The sequence below is a fragment of the Rheinheimera sp. 1928-s genome (assembly GCF_029269265.1).
GTDB lineage: Bacteria > Pseudomonadota > Gammaproteobacteria > Enterobacterales > Alteromonadaceae > Pararheinheimera.
This window is the reverse complement of record NZ_JARIXP010000001.1, coordinates 1,061,250-1,076,876: the sequence shown is the minus strand read 5'-3', so window position 1 is coordinate 1,076,876 and position 15,627 is coordinate 1,061,250. Positions and strand designations below refer to the sequence as shown.

Sequence of the window (15,627 nt, the reverse complement as noted above, 5' to 3'; positions counted from 1 at the left end):
AAATAGAACCGCTTTCTACGGCTCAATACTAAATCACTGAGGGTAAGCTTCCCTTTTGATTTAACGAATAAAATACGAAATTTAAGATTAGCATCTCCGAAAGATGTAAAGGTATAAAAATTGTTCGAGATTGGGGAAACTTATCATCATCTAATATTGTGCATCTCAATCTTTGATATCAACAGGTAATAAAAAAACCCGCCTCAAAGGGCGGGTTTCAAAGCAAATCAATAGCTAATCATCTACCACCTGCAATCAGCTAAGCCCGACCCCAGTTGGAAAACTGGGGTCAGAGCCAAACCGCTGCGCGGTGTTGGATCTGACCCCCTTCGATTAACGATAATCTTCCGGACTAGGGCAGGCACACATCAGGTTGCGGTCGCCGTATACGTCGTCGATACGGGTGACTGTTGGCCAGAATTTGTTTTCTGCCACGTACTGTGCAGGGAATGCAGCGTACTGACGCTCGTATGGGCGGTCCCAGCTTGGGTCGAAAATATCTTCCATAGTGTGAGGGGCGAAGTGCAGCGGGTTGTTGTCTGCAGTCCACTCCCCTGCTTCTACCCTGGCAATTTCATTGCGGATAGAAGTCATGGCGGTGATAAATTTGTCCAGTTCCACTTTGCTTTCAGACTCAGTAGGCTCGATCATCAGCGTGCCGGCTACCGGGAATGACATAGTTGGGGCGTGGAAGCCGTAGTCCATTAAACGTTTGGCGATGTCCATTTCGGTCACGCCTGTTTTTTCTTTGAGTGGACGCATGTCGATAATACATTCGTGCGCTACGCGGCCGTTGGTACCTACGTACAACACAGGGAACAGGTCGCCCAGTTTTTTCGCCATGTAGTTAGCGCTTAAAATCGCCATTTCAGTGGCTTGACGTAAACCGTCGCCACCCATCATTTTGATGTACATCCAGCTGATTGGCAGAATGCCTGCGCTACCAAATGGTGCGGCAGATACTGCACCGTTGTCCGCGCCAGTGCCTTCAATTTTAACGACTGCGTGGTTTGGCATAAACGGAGCCAATTGTTTCTTCACGCCAATAGGACCCATACCTGGGCCGCCACCGCCGTGAGGAATACAGAAGGTTTTGTGCAGGTTTAAATGCGATACGTCAGCACCGATAAAGCCAGGAGAGGTAATACCTACCTGAGCGTTCATGTTAGCGCCGTCCATATACACCTGGCCACCGTGCGCGTGAACTATGTCACACAGCTCGCGGATAGACTCTTCAAACACGCCGTGTGTGGAAGGGTAAGTCACCATAATGGCGGCTAACTTGTCTGATACGGCTTCGGCTTTGGCTTTTAAATCGGCCATGTCGATGTTGCCGCTCTTGTCGCAATCTACCAGTACTACTTCAAAGCACGCCATAGCTGCTGTTGCAGGGTTAGTACCGTGCGCAGACACAGGAATTAAACAGACGTTACGGTGTGAATCGCCGCGGCTTTCGTGGTATTTACGAATGGCGATCATACCGGCGTATTCGCCTTGTGCGCCTGAGTTTGGTTGCATAGACACAGCGTCGTAGCCTGTGATTTCTACTAACCAGTTGGCCAGTTCGCCAATCATGTCGTAGTAACCTTCAGCCTGGTCGCGTGGCACGAACGGGTGCAGTGAACCAAATTCTGGCCAGGTCACCGGGATCATTTCGGCTGTAGCGTTTAACTTCATGGTGCACGAACCTAAAGAAATCATAGAGTGGTTCAGTGCTAAGTCTTTGTTTTCCAGCTTTTTGATATAACGCAGCATTTCAGTTTCGCTGTGGTACTGGTTAAATACCGGGTGCGTTAAGTACTTGGAAGTACGAACTAAATCTGCAGGAATAGAGTTTGAGCCTTTAGCAACGATGTCAGCGTCTAACTTGGTTACGTCTAAGCCATGGCCAGCGCCGAGGACTATATCAAACAGCTGAGCTATGTCAGAAGCACTTGTCATTTCGTGGAAGCTTACGCTTAAGCTGTCCGCGATATCAGTACGTAAGTTCACTTCAGCAGCGATAGCACGGGCTACTACTGCGCCGCGATCAGCCACTTTAAAGGTCACAGTGTCAAACCAAGTGTTATGAACTAAAGACACGCCTTTGGCTTGCAGGCCAGCTGCAAATACGTCAGCAGAACGGTGAATACGTTGTGCGATATTTTTCAGGCCTTCTGGGCCGTGGTACACAGCGAAGAAAGAGGCCATGTTCGCCAGCAACACCTGTGCAGTACAGATGTTAGAGTTAGCTTTTTCACGACGGATATGCTGCTCACGGGTTTGCATTGCCATACGCAAAGCCTGATTACCACGACGGTCTTTCGACACACCTATGATACGGCCTGGCATAGAACGTTTGTAATCGTCACGGGTAGCGAAGAATGCTGAGTGTGGGCCACCAAAAGCCATAGGCACACCAAAACGCTGGGCAGAACCTAATACAACGTCTGCACCTAATTCGCCTGGCGATTTTAATAACAATAAGCTCATCATGTCAGAGGCTACTGCTACTACGGCTTTTTTCGCTTGTAAGGCAGCGATTAAAGCGCTGTCGTCACGCACTTCACCCGTTGTTGAAGGGTACTGTAATAAAGCACCAAAGACGTCGTGGTTGATTGCGTCAGTGGCTTTGCCAATGATCACGTCAAAACCAAACATTTCCGCACGGGTGCGCACTACGTCAACCGTTTGTGGGTGTACGTCGTCAGCAATAAAGTAGGTATTGGCTTTGCTCTTGGCTACACGTTTAGCCAGCGCCATAGCTTCAGCAGCTGCAGTGGCTTCGTCCAGTAATGAAGCGGATGCCAGCTCCATACCTGTTAAATCTAAAGAAATTTGTTGGAAGTTCAGCAGAGCTTCTAAACGGCCCTGAGCAATTTCCGGCTGGTATGGGGTGTACGCAGTGTACCAGCCCGGGTTTTCTAACACGTTACGTAAAATCACGTTTGGTGTCAGTGTTGGGTGGTAGCCCATACCAATGTAGCTTTTGAACATTTTGTTTTTGTTCGCAGCAGCTTTTAAGTACGCCAGAGCGTCCGCTTCAGTTGTGGCTTCACCAGTTGCCAATGGCTTTGGCAGGCGAATGGAAGCAGGCACAGTTTGTGCGATCAGCTCTTCCATGCTGCTTACGCCTAATTCAGCCAGCATAGCTGCTGTTTCGTTAGCGTCCGGGCCTATATGGCGTTGAATAAATTCCTGATGGTTCGCAAGTTGCGACAGGGTTTTCACAGCTGAAGTGGTCATGCCTTGAAGTTCCTAAATGGTCTTAACAATATGCTGGATCTTTACGCACAGCGTCGGGTTTTGGCCCAGCTGTTTGTAAAATCCCTGTTGGGTTGGGTTTCCCCTGCCCGCTAAATGTTTTCACAAATTAAAAGCCCTGTGCAAACAGGGCTTTTCTAGATACTTAACGTCGACTTATTCAGAGTCAACAACGCTCTGGTAACCAGCGGCGTCTAATAAGCCTGCCAGTTCAGATTCGTCAGAAATCTTGATTTTGAACATCCAACCGTCACCGTATGGTGCGCTGTTAACCAGCTCTGGAGAATCGTTTAATGCATCGTTTACTGCAACGATTTCGCCAGATACCGGAGCGTAGATGTCTGATGCTGCTTTTACAGACTCAGCTACAGCTACGTCGTCGCCCTGAGCAACTACATCACCCACGTCTGGTAATTCAACAAATACCATGTCACCTAACAGGTCCTGAGCGTGCTCAGAAATACCTACGGTGAAAACGCCATTGCCTTCGTCACGAACCCATTCGTGTGACGGAGCGTACTTTAATTCGTTAGGGATGTTGCTCATTTTAAATTCCTTAAATCAGACCTTGGTGGCTTTTAGTTATCTGTTTAAACATCTGCTATTTGATCGCAGCCAGTCTACTGACTGACTCTGGCAAACAACATAGCGAAGCTACGCTTTTGCCGCAAGCATAAGGCAGCTCACCTTATCTGTTTATTTCTTAGACAAAAACGTTTCAGATAAAGCAAGCCGCTGTATTTATTAAATTACTTTTTTACCCATACGAACAAAGTTAGGCTTCACTACTTTCACCTGAACCAGTTTGCCGCGGATATCCACTTCGGCTGTGTCGCCAGTCGAAGCTGGTACACGGGCCATAGCGATACTGAAACCTAAAGTAGGAGAGAAAGTACCAGAGGTGATTTCGCCTTCGCCGCCTTCAGTCACAACTTTTTGGCCGTGACGTAATACGCCTTTTTGTTCCATCACTAAACCTACCAGCTTCATAGTGCCGGCAGCTTTTTGTTGTTCTAAGGCAGCGCGGCCAATAAAGTTACGGTCGCTTGGTTCCCACGCAATAGTCCAGCCCATGTTGGCTGCCAGCGGAGACACAGTTTCGTCCATATCCTGGCCATACAGGTTCATGCCTGCTTCTAAACGTAAGGTGTCACGAGCGCCTAAACCAGCTGGTTTTACACCAGCGTCCAGCAGTTTTTGCCAGAAGTCAGCGGCTTCTTCGTTAGGTAAAGAGATTTCGTAACCGTCTTCGCCTGTGTAGCCAGTAGTAGCAATAAACAAAGAACCGGCCTGAACACCAAAAAATGGCTTCATACCAGCAACAGCTGCTTTTTGCTCTTCTGTTAATAAGGTGGCTACTTTGGCTTTGGCTTGTGGGCCTTGCACTGCAATCATGGCGAACTCTGGGCGTTCGGTCACAGTGACATTAAATTCGGCTGCTTGTTTGTTGATCCAGGCCAGATCGTTTTCACGAGTGGCTGAGTTCACTACTAAGCGGAAGAAGTCTTCAGCAAGGAAGTAAACAATCAAATCGTCAATTACGCCACCGGCTTCGTTTAACATGCCGCTGTATAAGGCTTTGCCTGACACAGTCAGTTTGTTGACGTCGTTGGCGAGTAAATAACGCAGGAAATTACGGGTGTTTGGCCCTTGCAGGTCAACGATAGTCATGTGAGAGACGTCGAACATACCAGCGTCCTGGCGGACATGGTGGTGTTCTTCAATTTGTGAACCGTAGTTCAGCGGCATATCCCAGCCGTGAAAGTCCACCATCTTTGCGCCACATTCTACATGCTTGGCGAATAACACTGTTTTTTGGGCCATCTGTATTTCTTCCAGTTTCTCGCTGCCGAAGCAGTCAATAAGTTCTGGCCTGTGCTGCTGGAGCTTTCAGGCCGCGTTATGCAACTTCAAACTACTCAGGAACTTGTCATTCGCTTGTCACAGAAATCTGCTTATAACCGAATGGCATTTTTAAGATGAACCGGATTATAACCGATGGGGCCAGAGGCCAACAGCCCCTTTTGGATTAGATTTAATAATGCGAATAGCAGGGTTACAGCATATAACCCTGCCATTTTAGGCCTTTTAACAGCTGCTTATTTGGCTGCAGGCCTCGCCCTTATTGGGAGATCGCCAGAATCACCTAAAGCCGCAGCCATTATTTTTTGTTTTACGAAAGGTAGTTTGTCAGTCAGCGACATTCCTATACCACGCACTAATTTCAGCACCGGGTTTTGCCGGCCAAAACCTTGCTTAAAGGCTTCCATAGCGGCGATCAGGGTTTGTGCTTCAGCTTTACGCCAGCGTTCGTAACTTCTCAGCATACGTTCTTCATTAATTGGCTTTTGCGCACTGATTTGCTTACTTATTAGTTCTGCTAATGCGGCAACGTCCATTAAACCCAGGTTCATGCCCTGCCCCGCTAACGGGTGAATCGTATGGGCAGCGTCGGCCACCAGCACAGTTTTATTCAGCACCCATTCGCTGGCATAACGCATTTTTAGCGGGTAGCTATTGAGGTCTGACTCGATAGAGAGCAAACCTAATACCGAATTGCTGGCCGCCGTTAAGGCTTTATTAAATTGATCGGCTGGCATAGCTTGCAGTTCAGCGGCCTGCTCCGGACTAGTGCTCCAGACAATAGAAACCRGATTCGGGTCAGCTAATGGCAATAACGCCAGTGGGCCTGTCGGTAAAAACACCTGACGGGCACAGCTTTGATGAGCTTCAGTAGTGCGGATTTGTGCCACTAAGGCCTGATGCTGGTAATCCCAAAACGCGATAGGCATTTGCAGTTGCTGGCGCACAAAAGAGTTAGCGCCGTCTGCCGCTACCAGCAGTTTGCACAGCATTGGGCTTTGATCTTGCAGCGTCAGCAGGTTTTGTTGTTCGCTATTGCTGATATTTAAAATGGTGCTTTGAAACAGGCAACTGACATTGGTTTTGCTTTTCAGTTTGCTGTAAAGCACGGCACGCAGCTGTTCGTTATCCACGATCCAGCCCAGCTCGTCACAACCTTGCTCCAGCGCAGAAAACTCGATACGGCCAAAACTATCGGCTTCCCATACCTTCATATCGGTGTAAGGCGCAGCTGATGTTAAGTCCTGCCAAACACCAAGCTGACTCAACAAGCGTTTTGACGCCTGATTCAGCGCGCTAACCCGTTTTAAGCTGGGAGCTATAAGCTCTGGCGCCGGTTCTTTATCCAGCACGGCAATTTTAAGCGGTGAGTCGGCAAGCAATAATGCAAGGGTTAAACCCGCACTGCCTGCGCCGACGATACAAATATCCAGATCTAACATAAGTAATAAGATCCCATTAAGCGCTGGTCAAAAGCGCCTTTAGCTGGCGAATAGAATTCAGACCCATGGCCTGGTTAGCCACGGCTTGTTTTAAATCAGGACAAAGGTTTAACGCGAATAAACCTGTATTACGGCCAAGCGCCATCAGGCGCGATGAATTGGAAAATAACCGCACTAAAGAGTCTGTATACAAAATCACTTGCTGCATATCAGGCAAACGCGCCTGCTGATAGGCTTTGGTTAATGCATAGCAACCTGCATCTGCCTGATGTTTTTGCAGCAATAAACTTAAACTAAAAATATCGCGGATGGCCAGGTTAAAACCCTGACCTGCTATAGGGTGCAGGTTATGCAAACTATTACCCAATAATACAGTGCGATGGCGCGCCGCTTCAGTGGCCCGCTTTAAACTTAACGGATATACCACGCGCTGACCTACCGATTTAAATACACCAGCCCTATGGCCTGCGGCTTGTTGCAACGCGGCTAAAAACTCATGATCTGGTTGGTTTAAATGATGCGCCGCTTGTTCGGGCGTTAAGGTCCAGACCAGTGAATAACGCTGCCGGGTTAAGGGCAATAAAGCCAAAGGCCCGGTTGGCGTAAAACGTTCAAAGGCTTTGTGTTGATGAGATTCCGCTAAACCTATATTGGCAATCAGTGCATGCTGCTGATAGTCATCAGATTTCAGCTCAAAACCAGCTAAAGTGCGGCTGGGTGATAAACCACCTTCAGCAATGACCAGCAACTTAGTTTGCAGCACAGCGCCACTTTGCAGGCTAATGTGCTGCAGCTCTGCGGTTGGATTTAACGCGCTAATTGCGTCGTTATAAAACCAGCTTAAACGGCCTTGTGCTGTGAAGGCTTTGAGTTTTTGCCACAACACTTCGCCTATAGCTTCGACTTCAATCACCTGACCTAAAGCAGTTAATTGATGATCGGCGGCATTTAAATAGGTTTTACCAAAATGACCACGGTCGGAAATATGGATATGTTTAATAGCACAGCCGCTTTGTTGCAGATCCTGCCATAAACCCCATTGCTGCAGCAGCTCCACACTGCCATGCGCCAGCGCTATGCTGCGGCTATCAAAGCTGGCTTTAGAAGGTTGCTCGTCAGTACCCAGTTCTGAACTTTGCTCAATCACAGCCAGCTTTAATGCAGGGTTTTGACTTAGCAGCACATAAGCCAGCATAGATCCGGCCATACCACCGCCTGCGATCACCAGATCCAGTGGTTGTTCTGTACTATGAGTCTGCAACATAAAGTTTCCTGTAGTTAGGCTGAAACTTGCGCCATTAAAGCTTCGATTTCCGCAATCTCTTTGGGCACTAACTCTGTTAAGTTGTCGTGACCTTCGACTGTCACCAGCAAATTATCTTCAATCCGTACCGCCAGGCCCCACCACTTCGGATCGCACAGCGACCCTGTTGGAATATACAAACCCGGCTCTATGGTTAAAATCATACCTGGTGCAAAAGGCCGCTCTTCGCCAGCAAGTTTGTAAGCACCAACATCATGCACATCAAGCCCTAACCAGTGGCCTAAACCATGGATAAAATAAGCTTTGCAGGCGTTGTCTTTTAATAGCTGTTGTAGCTCGCCGTGTAAAATACCTAACTCCAGTAAGCCTTTGGTTAGCTCTAAACAAGCAGCGTCGAGCGCATCTTTAAACTTATTGCCAGGTTTCACCTGGGCACAAGCCGCATACTGAGCATTTAGCACCACTTGATACACAGCGGCCTGCTCCGGGCTGAATTTGCCACTGGCCGGGAAAGTACGGGTAATATCCGCCGTATAGCCCTGATACTCGCTACCTGCATCAATCAGCACTAAATCACCGTCTTTGAGCTGACTGCTGTTGTCGGTGTAATGCAAAATACAGCCGTTTTCACCCGCTCCTACTATGCAGTTGTAGCCAGGAAAACGTGCACCGTGCATGGCAAACTCATGCAAAATATGAGCTTCCAGCTGATATTCCCACACACCAGCTTTCGCTGCTTGCATTGCTCTTTTATGCGCTTTGGCACTGATATAACCCGCCTGACGCATCTGATGAATTTCGTCTTCATCTTTAAACAAACGCATTTCTGCAGTCACAGGCCGTAAATCCTGTTGCACTGTAGGTGCTACGTAACCACGCTTTGGATAAAGTCGTAAGGTGGCTAAAGTGGCTGCTACTTTGGCGTCAAATTCAGCATAAGTACCCTGCGCATACCAAAGCGTAGTTTTTTGATTCAGCGCTTTTAAAAGCTCGTTTTCCAGCTCTGCAATAGGCAATGCATCCAAACCCAATACGGCTTTGGCTTGCTCTGGCCCTAAGCGCCGACCTTGCCAGATTTCAGCCAACTGGTCTTTCGGGCGGCACAGCAACAGACTAGCAGTGTTACCAGAATTATCTTTGCTTAAGATCAAAAGCGCGTCTGGTTCATTAAAACCAGTCAGATAAAAGAAGTCGCTGTCCTGACGAAAAGGGTATTCAGTGTCGCGGCTACGGGTTAATTCCACAGCTGCCGGTACTAACACCACGCTGTTGTTTGAAATAGAGGTAAGCAAGCGCTCACGTCTGTTTGAATAGATGTTCACTGTCATTTACTAAAGGCTCTTAATGCAACGTCTTATTCTGAACTTCGTTTTTGCTGAATTTCAGCCCTACTTCGTTAAAGCAAGTCAGCACTAACATCCGGATATGCTCCAACACTAAAAAGTACGACTCTTCGTTACTTTCTGCACTGTTGTCATCTATGGCAAATACGTCAATTTTGGTGATTTCGGTCAGCTCTTCTATCGCATCTTTTACATCGGCCGAACAAATGGATAAATCGGTTTGCTGAATGGCAAAACCGACTAAAAAAGACTGAGTCCATTCCACCATGGCTTCAAGGCGCTCAGGCAAGGAATCGTCATCACTTGGCAGCAATAAAGCAAAGGAATAGTCGGTGTGTGCCAAAGATTCGGACGTTTGCATAATTAAGTCGGAAATATCTGCTTTAACAGGGGCAGATAAGGCTTGTCCGTCATTTAAGAAGTCGTGCAGAACTGGTAAAATCTTCGCCGGTTCTGCGCTCACACCGGCACTTAGCAAACCTGCGATCAAGCCATGTACTTCGGCGGCCGACGCCATCAGGTAAGATTGATCCAGCAAACTGGTCCAGTGATCGTAAGATTTAAAACTTTCTGTCGTCATAATTTTTCGGCCCAAGCGACTTTTCAAGGCAGCTATCCTACCATTTGCTGGTTCTACCCGCCAACAGATGGACGCCCCAATCGCAGGCCCAGAGGTCTCTATCATGCATTTACGTAAATTTCGTCCTGTTGACCCACCTCCAGCTGAAGCTGTAGTGAAAAAACCAGCTGCAAAACCTGCTGCCAGTACAAAACCTAAGCAACTGACTATCTCGGTTTTAGGCCGGGTATTAAAAGTTTCCTGCCCTTTGGGTGAAGAACAACGACTGCAAGATGCTATCAATGAGCTTGAACAACGGGTTGCCAGTACAAAATTTAAACCAGGTGTGCATATGAACGAGGATGTTTTGCTGATGATTGCGCTAAATTTATGCAATGAGCTCGTAGAAGTGAAAAAGAAGGCGGAATAATCAAAAAGCCGGTGTTATACTTACGGCGTTCTCTGAGTTGTCAGTGATTAGGTAGATGTCCCTGAGCCGATAATTGTTTTACTTTAGGGGCTCCTTATTGTTGCTTTTGTGCAGGCTCGGCTCGTACCGAGAAGCCTACGGTGACAAACTGACTCCCGCCTTGAACCTTAGGTTCAAGGGCTGATACTTGACACGGCAATTCGGAGAACAATTTTATCGGATAAATCCTTCGTTGTTAAAACCGCAGCTTTGCAGCTAACCCTTTCTGTTTTATAGTCCGGTTTATCTTTAAATCTTCAGGTTCAGTGTTTTGACTTCACGCCAACAGCTTCGTCAGCATATTCGCAGTTTGCGCCGGTCTTTATCTGCAGCACAGCAACACCAGGCCAGTCTGGATTTAGTGCAACAACTACTGCCTCGTCCTGAAGTACAACAAGCTCAGCACATTGCTTTATACCTGACCAACGATGGTGAGCTGGATACCAGCCCGCTTATTCAAGCTTTATGGCAACAAGGCAAAAACTTATACCTGCCGCTATTGCATCCTGTCGTATCTGGTTATCTGGTGTTTCAGCTGTATACCCCTGATACCTTATTAAAACCCAATCAGTTTGGCATAGGCGAACCAAAGCTTAATTGCAGTCTGTTGTGCCCTGTCGACCAATTGGATCTGATTTTTACGCCTTTGGTAGCCTTTGACCTGCAAGGTCAACGTTTAGGTATGGGTGGCGGCTTTTATGACAGAACCTTAAGCCAGCTTAGCTCTGATACGAAAAGCTCTGGCGCGAAAAAACCAGCATTCATCGGCTTAGCCCATGATTGCCAGCAAGTGGATGCAGTACCAGTCGAAGCCTGGGATATCCCGTTGTCTATGATCTGCACTCCAACCAAGTTCCGCTGTTTTAGTGAACAATAAGTAAATTCTAAAATTCTTTAAGTTCTTTTTTCTTTTGCCCCTTTTGCCGGATCCCCCTTTTCGGCTACTATCCATCTGTATGGCTAAACGTGGCTCAAAAACTTTCCGGTAGACCTATGACTCAAGATCAGATGAAAAAAAATGCCGCCTGGGCAGCATTGGATTATGTAGCGCCTCAGACTATTGTCGGCGTGGGCACTGGCTCCACCGTCAATCACTTTATTGATGCGCTGGCCACTATCAAAGATCAGATCAAAGGTGCAGTGTCCAGTTCAGTGCAATCGACTGAAAAAATGCGTGCTTTAGGCATAACTGTACTGGACTTAAACGACGTCGAAAGTTTTGGTGTGTACGTAGATGGTGCCGACGAAATTAACCCGCAAAACCATATGATTAAAGGCGGTGGCGCAGCACTGACCCGCGAAAAAATTGTCGCAGCAGTAGCCGAAAAGTTTGTTTGTATTGTCGATCAAACCAAACAAGTGAATGTGCTCGGAAAATTTCCTTTACCTGTTGAAGTCATTCCTATGGCTCGTGCTTATGTCACCCGTGAGCTGGAAAAATTAGGCGGTCGCCCTGTATGGCGTGAAAATGTAGTGACCGACAACGGCAATATTATTTTAGATGTGCATGGCCTGAAAATTACAGAGCCAGAAGAATTAGAACAACAAATAAACAACCTGGTTGGCGTAGTCACCAACGGTATTTTTGCCCGTCGTGCGGCAGATATAGTATTAGTTGGCACTGCTCAGGGTACTTTAGTACTTAATTGAATTTAAATTGCAACAAGTTAAAGAGAAGTAAAATGGAAAAATTTTCGCTGCCCAAAGACAAGATCAAGATCCTGTTACTGGAAGGTTTGCACCAAAGTGCGGTGCAAAGCTTTAAGAATCAGGGCTACAGCAACATTGAGTATCTGAAAACCTCTTTGGATGAAGCTGAACTGATTGAAAAAATTCGTGACGTGCATTTTATTGGTATTCGCTCACGCACCCAACTGACCGAAAAAGTGCTGGATGCTGCCACGAAGCTGGCTGCTGTTGGCTGCTTCTGTATTGGTACCAATCAGGTCGATTTAGATGCTGCCTTGATGCGTGGTATTCCGGTATTCAACGCTCCGTTTTCCAATACCCGCTCTGTGGCTGAGCTGGTATTAGGTCAAATCATTATGCTGCTGCGTGGTATTCCAGAGCGTAATGCAGCGGCCCACCGTGGTGTCTGGCAAAAAACTGCGACTCAGTCTTTTGAAGCCCGTGGTAAAACTTTAGGCATTATTGGTTACGGCCATATTGGTACTCAGCTGAGTATCATGGCGGAAAACATCGGTATGCGTGTGCAGTTTTACGATATCGAAGACAAGCTGGTATTGGGCAACGCTACTCAGGTTGATTTTGGCACTTTGCTGAAAACTTCAGACGTGGTGACTTTGCATGTGCCTGAAACAGCTCAGACTAAAAATATGATTGGCGAAGCTGAATTGGACCTGATGAAACAAGGCAGCATTCTGATCAACGCTTCACGCGGCACTGTGGTCGATATCGACGCTTTAGCCAGAGTGATGCAGGCGAAAAAACTGGCTGGCGCTGCTATTGACGTATTCCCGGTGGAGCCAACCAGCAACGATGAGGAATTTATCAGCCCGCTGCGTGAATTCGACAACGTGATCCTGACACCACATATTGGTGGTTCTACTCAGGAAGCACAGGAAAATATCGGTTTTGAAGTAGCAGGCAAGATGGTGAAATACAGCGACAACGGTTCAACCTTGTCAGCGGTGAATTTCCCTGAAGTGTCGCTGCCAGAACACAGAGGCCGTTCACGTTTACTGCATATCCACAAAAACCAGCCTGGTATGCTGACCAAAATCAACGAAGCTTTTGCTAAGCACGGCATCAACATTTCAGGTCAGTATCTGCAAACTAATGCTGAGATTGGTTATGTGGTGATCGACATCGATTCACTGGATCACGAACTGGCTCTGAACGAGTTAAAGTCGATTCCAGGTACTTTGCGCGCCCGCGTTCTGCACTAACCACCCGTCGTTCTTCAAAATGGGGTCAGATCACATTATTTGCCAGGCAAATAATGTGATCTGACCCCATTTTCATTGTTAGAACGAATACACCACTGAAGCGGCTGTTTCTGAGTCTGTGCTTTTCTTATCCGCACCTACATCCGAATCGTATTTGATATTCAGGCTTAAACGCAGAGCCAGTTGGTTATTGATTTGAGCTGTCACTGCACTACGGCTGGTATAGCTGGTGTTATGACCATCTAACGAAATCGCATATTCCAGTGTTTGTTTAAACTTACTGGTGTCAGAGAAGTGATACTCAAAGTTACCTGCGGCGTACCAAATCATACCCGAGTTACTTTCTCCCTCAGATGGTCTGTCATACGCCATACCAGGACCAGTTTCAAAATCTAAGTAGTTCTGACCCTCTTCGTATAAACGGTTGGCATAACCAACTGCAACTGATGATTGTTCGCGGAAAGCACCAAAGCGGTCATTTAAATAAGCTGCACGGCCAAACAAACTGCTGTCCGAACGGAAAAATTTATAGTTACTTTGGGCTGTCAGACCTACACGCTGACCTGTAGTGTTGTCTTCTTTTTCACCTGTAGCGCTGTTAGTTTGAGTATTTCGTTGCAACAGGGTCTGTATATAGTATTTGTTACGGAAATCCTCTAACTCGTGCTGTAATTCGGCATTGGTACGCACTGCAGTGGCTTCGGTGTTACCACGGCTTAATACTACACCCACTTCGATATCACCGCCCCAAGGCGGAATAGTGCTTTCTTCTTCACCATGTTTTTTCTGAAAATCCTGTGCCTGAACCGAGACAGCTGAACACAACAGTACTGCTGACAATGCGACTACTAAACGCATGTTGTATAACCCTTCTAAAAAAATTAACGCTTATTCTGTCAGTGACAGATGAGCACTAACTGAATATCACTTTTACGGTATTTGATTTTGACGTAAGACGGGCGACCAGAGCGATCGCCCTTACGGATGATTATTCAGCTCTTTTGCTGATGTAGTCCAAAGCCATACTGATACGTTTTAACACACGATCTTTGCCGATCAGTGCCAAAGTTGCATCCAGCGCAGGTGAGTTGCCACCGCCTGTCACAGCCACACGTAAAGGCATACCTACTTTACCCATGCCTAAACCTAAGCTTTCAGCAGCATCGTTAATGGCTTTGTGTAAAGCTTCCACCGACCAGTCCTGAAGTTCTTCCAGCTTGGTTTGAACAGCAACCAGCGGTTCTGCAGCCACAGGACGTAAATGTTTTTTCGCGGCGTTTTCTTCAAACTCGCTGAAGTCTTCGTAGAAATAACGACTGACTTCGACCAGTTCTTTTAAGGTTTTCACCCGCTCAGCTTGTACTTTCACCAGATCAGCTAAGGCAGGGCCAGTGCTGATATCCAGCTTCTGATCGGCCACATGCCAGGCTAAATGCGTGGCGACGTAGTCTGGTGACAGAGTCTTCATATAGTGCTGGTTTAACCAAATCAGCTTGTCGGTGTTAAAAGCAGATGGCGCACGGTTACAGTCGCTTAAGTCAAACAGCTGCACCAGTTCTTCTTTGCTGAAAATCTCCTGATCGCCATGCGACCAGCCTAAACGCACCAAATAGTTGATCAAAGCTTCAGGCAGGAAACCGTTATCACGGTATTGCATTACACCTACAGCGCCATGACGTTTGGATAAGCGTTTGCCATCGTCACCTAAAATCATCGGCACATGAGCGTATTTCGGCAGTTCAGCACCCAAAGCGGCCAGAATATTCATCTGACGTGGCGTGTTGTTAACATGGTCATCACCACGAATAACGTGAGTAATACCCATTTTCCAGTCGTCTACCACAACAGTCAGGTTATAAGTTGGAGTGCCGTCACTACGGGCAATGATTAAATCGTCCAGCTCAGCGTTGGCAATTTCAATGCGGCCTTTGATTAAATCGTCAATCACCACAACGCCATCCAGCGGGTTTTTAAAACGAATGGTATAAGGCTTGTCTGTTGGGTGATCAGTGCGATCACGCCACATACCGTTGTATTTTGGTTTTTCACCAGCAGCCATTTGCGCTTCACGCATAGCGTCTACTTCTTCAACAGTACAGAAGCACTTGTACGCTTTGCCTTCTGCTAACAGCTGAGCAACCACTTCTTTATATAAATCAAAACGTTTAGTTTGGTAATAAGGGCCGTCGTCATAATCCAGACCTAACCATTCCATACCTTCTAAAATGGCATCCACAGATTCCTGCGATGAACGCTCTAAATCGGTATCTTCAATACGAAGGATAAAAGTACCGCCGGTTTTCCGGGCATGCAGCCAGCTGTATAACGCTGTACGGGCGCCACCAACGTGCAGATAACCTGTAGGGCTTGGCGCGAAACGAGTAACTATAGACATAATGAATCCACTGAAGGCCAAAAAATTGGGCGCTATTGTACCAACGCGAAGCTGTGATTGCACGGCCGAAGCTGCGATGCAGGAAAAGATTTAACTGACTACTTTTACAGCATACAGTTCACAAAGCTAAAAATATTATT

Annotated in this window: 13 protein-coding genes and 1 other RNA gene; 5 read left to right on the top strand and 9 right to left on the bottom strand. The window is 47.1% G+C overall.

The window, feature by feature from the left end:
- Positions 1-333: 333 nt before the first annotated feature.
- The 7 genes from gcvP to P3C17_RS04755 form a co-directional block, all read right to left on the bottom strand.
- Positions 334-3,225, bottom strand: a complete 2,892-nt coding sequence (gene gcvP, locus P3C17_RS04785; RefSeq protein ID WP_300928343.1) for an aminomethyl-transferring glycine dehydrogenase — start codon at positions 3,223-3,225, stop codon at positions 334-336.
- A gap of 174 nt (positions 3,226-3,399) precedes the next feature.
- Positions 3,400-3,789 (bottom strand): glycine cleavage system protein GcvH, encoded by a 390-nt coding sequence (gcvH, locus tag P3C17_RS04780; protein ID WP_127021213.1) that lies wholly within the window; start codon positions 3,787-3,789, stop codon positions 3,400-3,402.
- Between the two features lie 198 nt (positions 3,790-3,987).
- On the bottom strand, positions 3,988-5,067 hold the full coding sequence (gcvT, locus tag P3C17_RS04775) for a glycine cleavage system aminomethyltransferase GcvT (protein ID WP_300928342.1): 1,080 nt from the start codon (positions 5,065-5,067) through the stop codon (positions 3,988-3,990).
- Between the two features lie 275 nt (positions 5,068-5,342).
- Complete coding sequence (locus P3C17_RS04770) at positions 5,343-6,548, bottom strand: FAD-dependent monooxygenase (protein ID WP_300928341.1); 1,206 nt, start codon at positions 6,546-6,548, stop codon at positions 5,343-5,345.
- 16 nt (positions 6,549-6,564) lie between these two features.
- Complete coding sequence (gene ubiH / locus P3C17_RS04765) at positions 6,565-7,812, bottom strand: 2-octaprenyl-6-methoxyphenyl hydroxylase (protein WP_300928340.1); 1,248 nt, start codon at positions 7,810-7,812, stop codon at positions 6,565-6,567.
- 14 nt (positions 7,813-7,826) lie between these two features.
- Positions 7,827-9,140 carry a Xaa-Pro aminopeptidase gene (pepP, locus tag P3C17_RS04760; RefSeq protein WP_300928339.1) on the bottom strand — a complete coding sequence of 438 codons (1,314 nt, stop codon included), beginning with the start codon at positions 9,138-9,140 and terminating at the stop codon, positions 7,827-7,829.
- Positions 9,141-9,153: 13 nt separating this feature from the next.
- Complete coding sequence (locus P3C17_RS04755; RefSeq protein ID WP_300928338.1) at positions 9,154-9,735, bottom strand: UPF0149 family protein; 582 nt, start codon at positions 9,733-9,735, stop codon at positions 9,154-9,156.
- A gap of 103 nt (positions 9,736-9,838) precedes the next feature.
- On the opposite strand from P3C17_RS04755, the gene P3C17_RS04750 reads away from it, so the two are divergent.
- The 5 genes from P3C17_RS04750 (at position 9,839) to serA (ending at position 13,092) form a co-directional block, all read left to right on the top strand.
- Positions 9,839-10,144: a cell division protein ZapA gene (locus P3C17_RS04750; protein ID WP_300928337.1), complete on the top strand. Its 306-nt coding sequence runs from the start codon at positions 9,839-9,841 to the stop codon at positions 10,142-10,144.
- 26 nt (positions 10,145-10,170) lie between these two features.
- A non-coding RNA gene (gene ssrS / locus P3C17_RS04745) (6S RNA) lies at positions 10,171-10,355 on the top strand.
- Between the two features lie 99 nt (positions 10,356-10,454).
- Positions 10,455-11,060 carry a 5-formyltetrahydrofolate cyclo-ligase gene (locus P3C17_RS04740; RefSeq protein WP_300928336.1) on the top strand — a complete coding sequence of 202 codons (606 nt, stop codon included), beginning with the start codon at positions 10,455-10,457 and terminating at the stop codon, positions 11,058-11,060.
- A 116-nt stretch (positions 11,061-11,176) separates the two neighbouring features.
- Positions 11,177-11,833: a ribose-5-phosphate isomerase RpiA gene (gene rpiA / locus P3C17_RS04735; RefSeq protein ID WP_300928335.1), complete on the top strand. Its 657-nt coding sequence runs from the start codon at positions 11,177-11,179 to the stop codon at positions 11,831-11,833.
- 32 nt (positions 11,834-11,865) lie between these two features.
- On the top strand, positions 11,866-13,092 hold the full coding sequence (gene serA, locus P3C17_RS04730; RefSeq protein WP_300928334.1) for a phosphoglycerate dehydrogenase: 1,227 nt from the start codon (positions 11,866-11,868) through the stop codon (positions 13,090-13,092).
- Positions 13,093-13,170: 78 nt separating this feature from the next.
- Here the strand turns inward: serA and P3C17_RS04725 are convergent, their stop codons facing one another.
- Together P3C17_RS04725 and gltX are read right to left on the bottom strand one after the other, a co-directional pair.
- Positions 13,171-13,950: a DUF481 domain-containing protein gene (locus tag P3C17_RS04725; protein WP_300928333.1), complete on the bottom strand. Its 780-nt coding sequence runs from the start codon at positions 13,948-13,950 to the stop codon at positions 13,171-13,173.
- Positions 13,951-14,080: 130 nt separating this feature from the next.
- Positions 14,081-15,487: a glutamate--tRNA ligase gene (gltX, locus tag P3C17_RS04720; protein ID WP_300928332.1), complete on the bottom strand. Its 1,407-nt coding sequence runs from the start codon at positions 15,485-15,487 to the stop codon at positions 14,081-14,083.
- Positions 15,488-15,627: the final 140 nt, after the last annotated feature.

Excerpts from the sequence above, each read along its gene's own strand:
- gcvP (WP_300928343.1), bottom strand. The coding sequence starts at position 3,225 with ATGACCACTTCAGCTGTGAAAACCCTGTCGCAACTTGCGAACCATCAG.
- gcvH (WP_127021213.1), bottom strand. The coding sequence starts at position 3,789 with ATGAGCAACATCCCTAACGAATTAAAGTACGCTCCGTCACACGAATGG.
- gcvT (WP_300928342.1), bottom strand. The coding sequence starts at position 5,067 with ATGGCCCAAAAAACAGTGTTATTCGCCAAGCATGTAGAATGTGGCGCA.
- ubiH (WP_300928340.1), bottom strand. The coding sequence starts at position 7,812 with ATGTTGCAGACTCATAGTACAGAACAACCACTGGATCTGGTGATCGCA.
- pepP (WP_300928339.1), bottom strand. The coding sequence starts at position 9,140 with ATGACAGTGAACATCTATTCAAACAGACGTGAGCGCTTGCTTACCTCT.
- P3C17_RS04755 (WP_300928338.1), bottom strand. The coding sequence starts at position 9,735 with ATGACGACAGAAAGTTTTAAATCTTACGATCACTGGACCAGTTTGCTG.
- P3C17_RS04750 (WP_300928337.1), top strand. The coding sequence starts at position 9,839 with ATGCATTTACGTAAATTTCGTCCTGTTGACCCACCTCCAGCTGAAGCT.
- rpiA (WP_300928335.1), top strand. The coding sequence starts at position 11,177 with ATGACTCAAGATCAGATGAAAAAAAATGCCGCCTGGGCAGCATTGGAT.
- serA (WP_300928334.1), top strand. The coding sequence starts at position 11,866 with ATGGAAAAATTTTCGCTGCCCAAAGACAAGATCAAGATCCTGTTACTG.
- P3C17_RS04725 (WP_300928333.1), bottom strand. The coding sequence starts at position 13,950 with ATGCGTTTAGTAGTCGCATTGTCAGCAGTACTGTTGTGTTCAGCTGTC.
- gltX (WP_300928332.1), bottom strand. The coding sequence starts at position 15,487 with ATGTCTATAGTTACTCGTTTCGCGCCAAGCCCTACAGGTTATCTGCAC.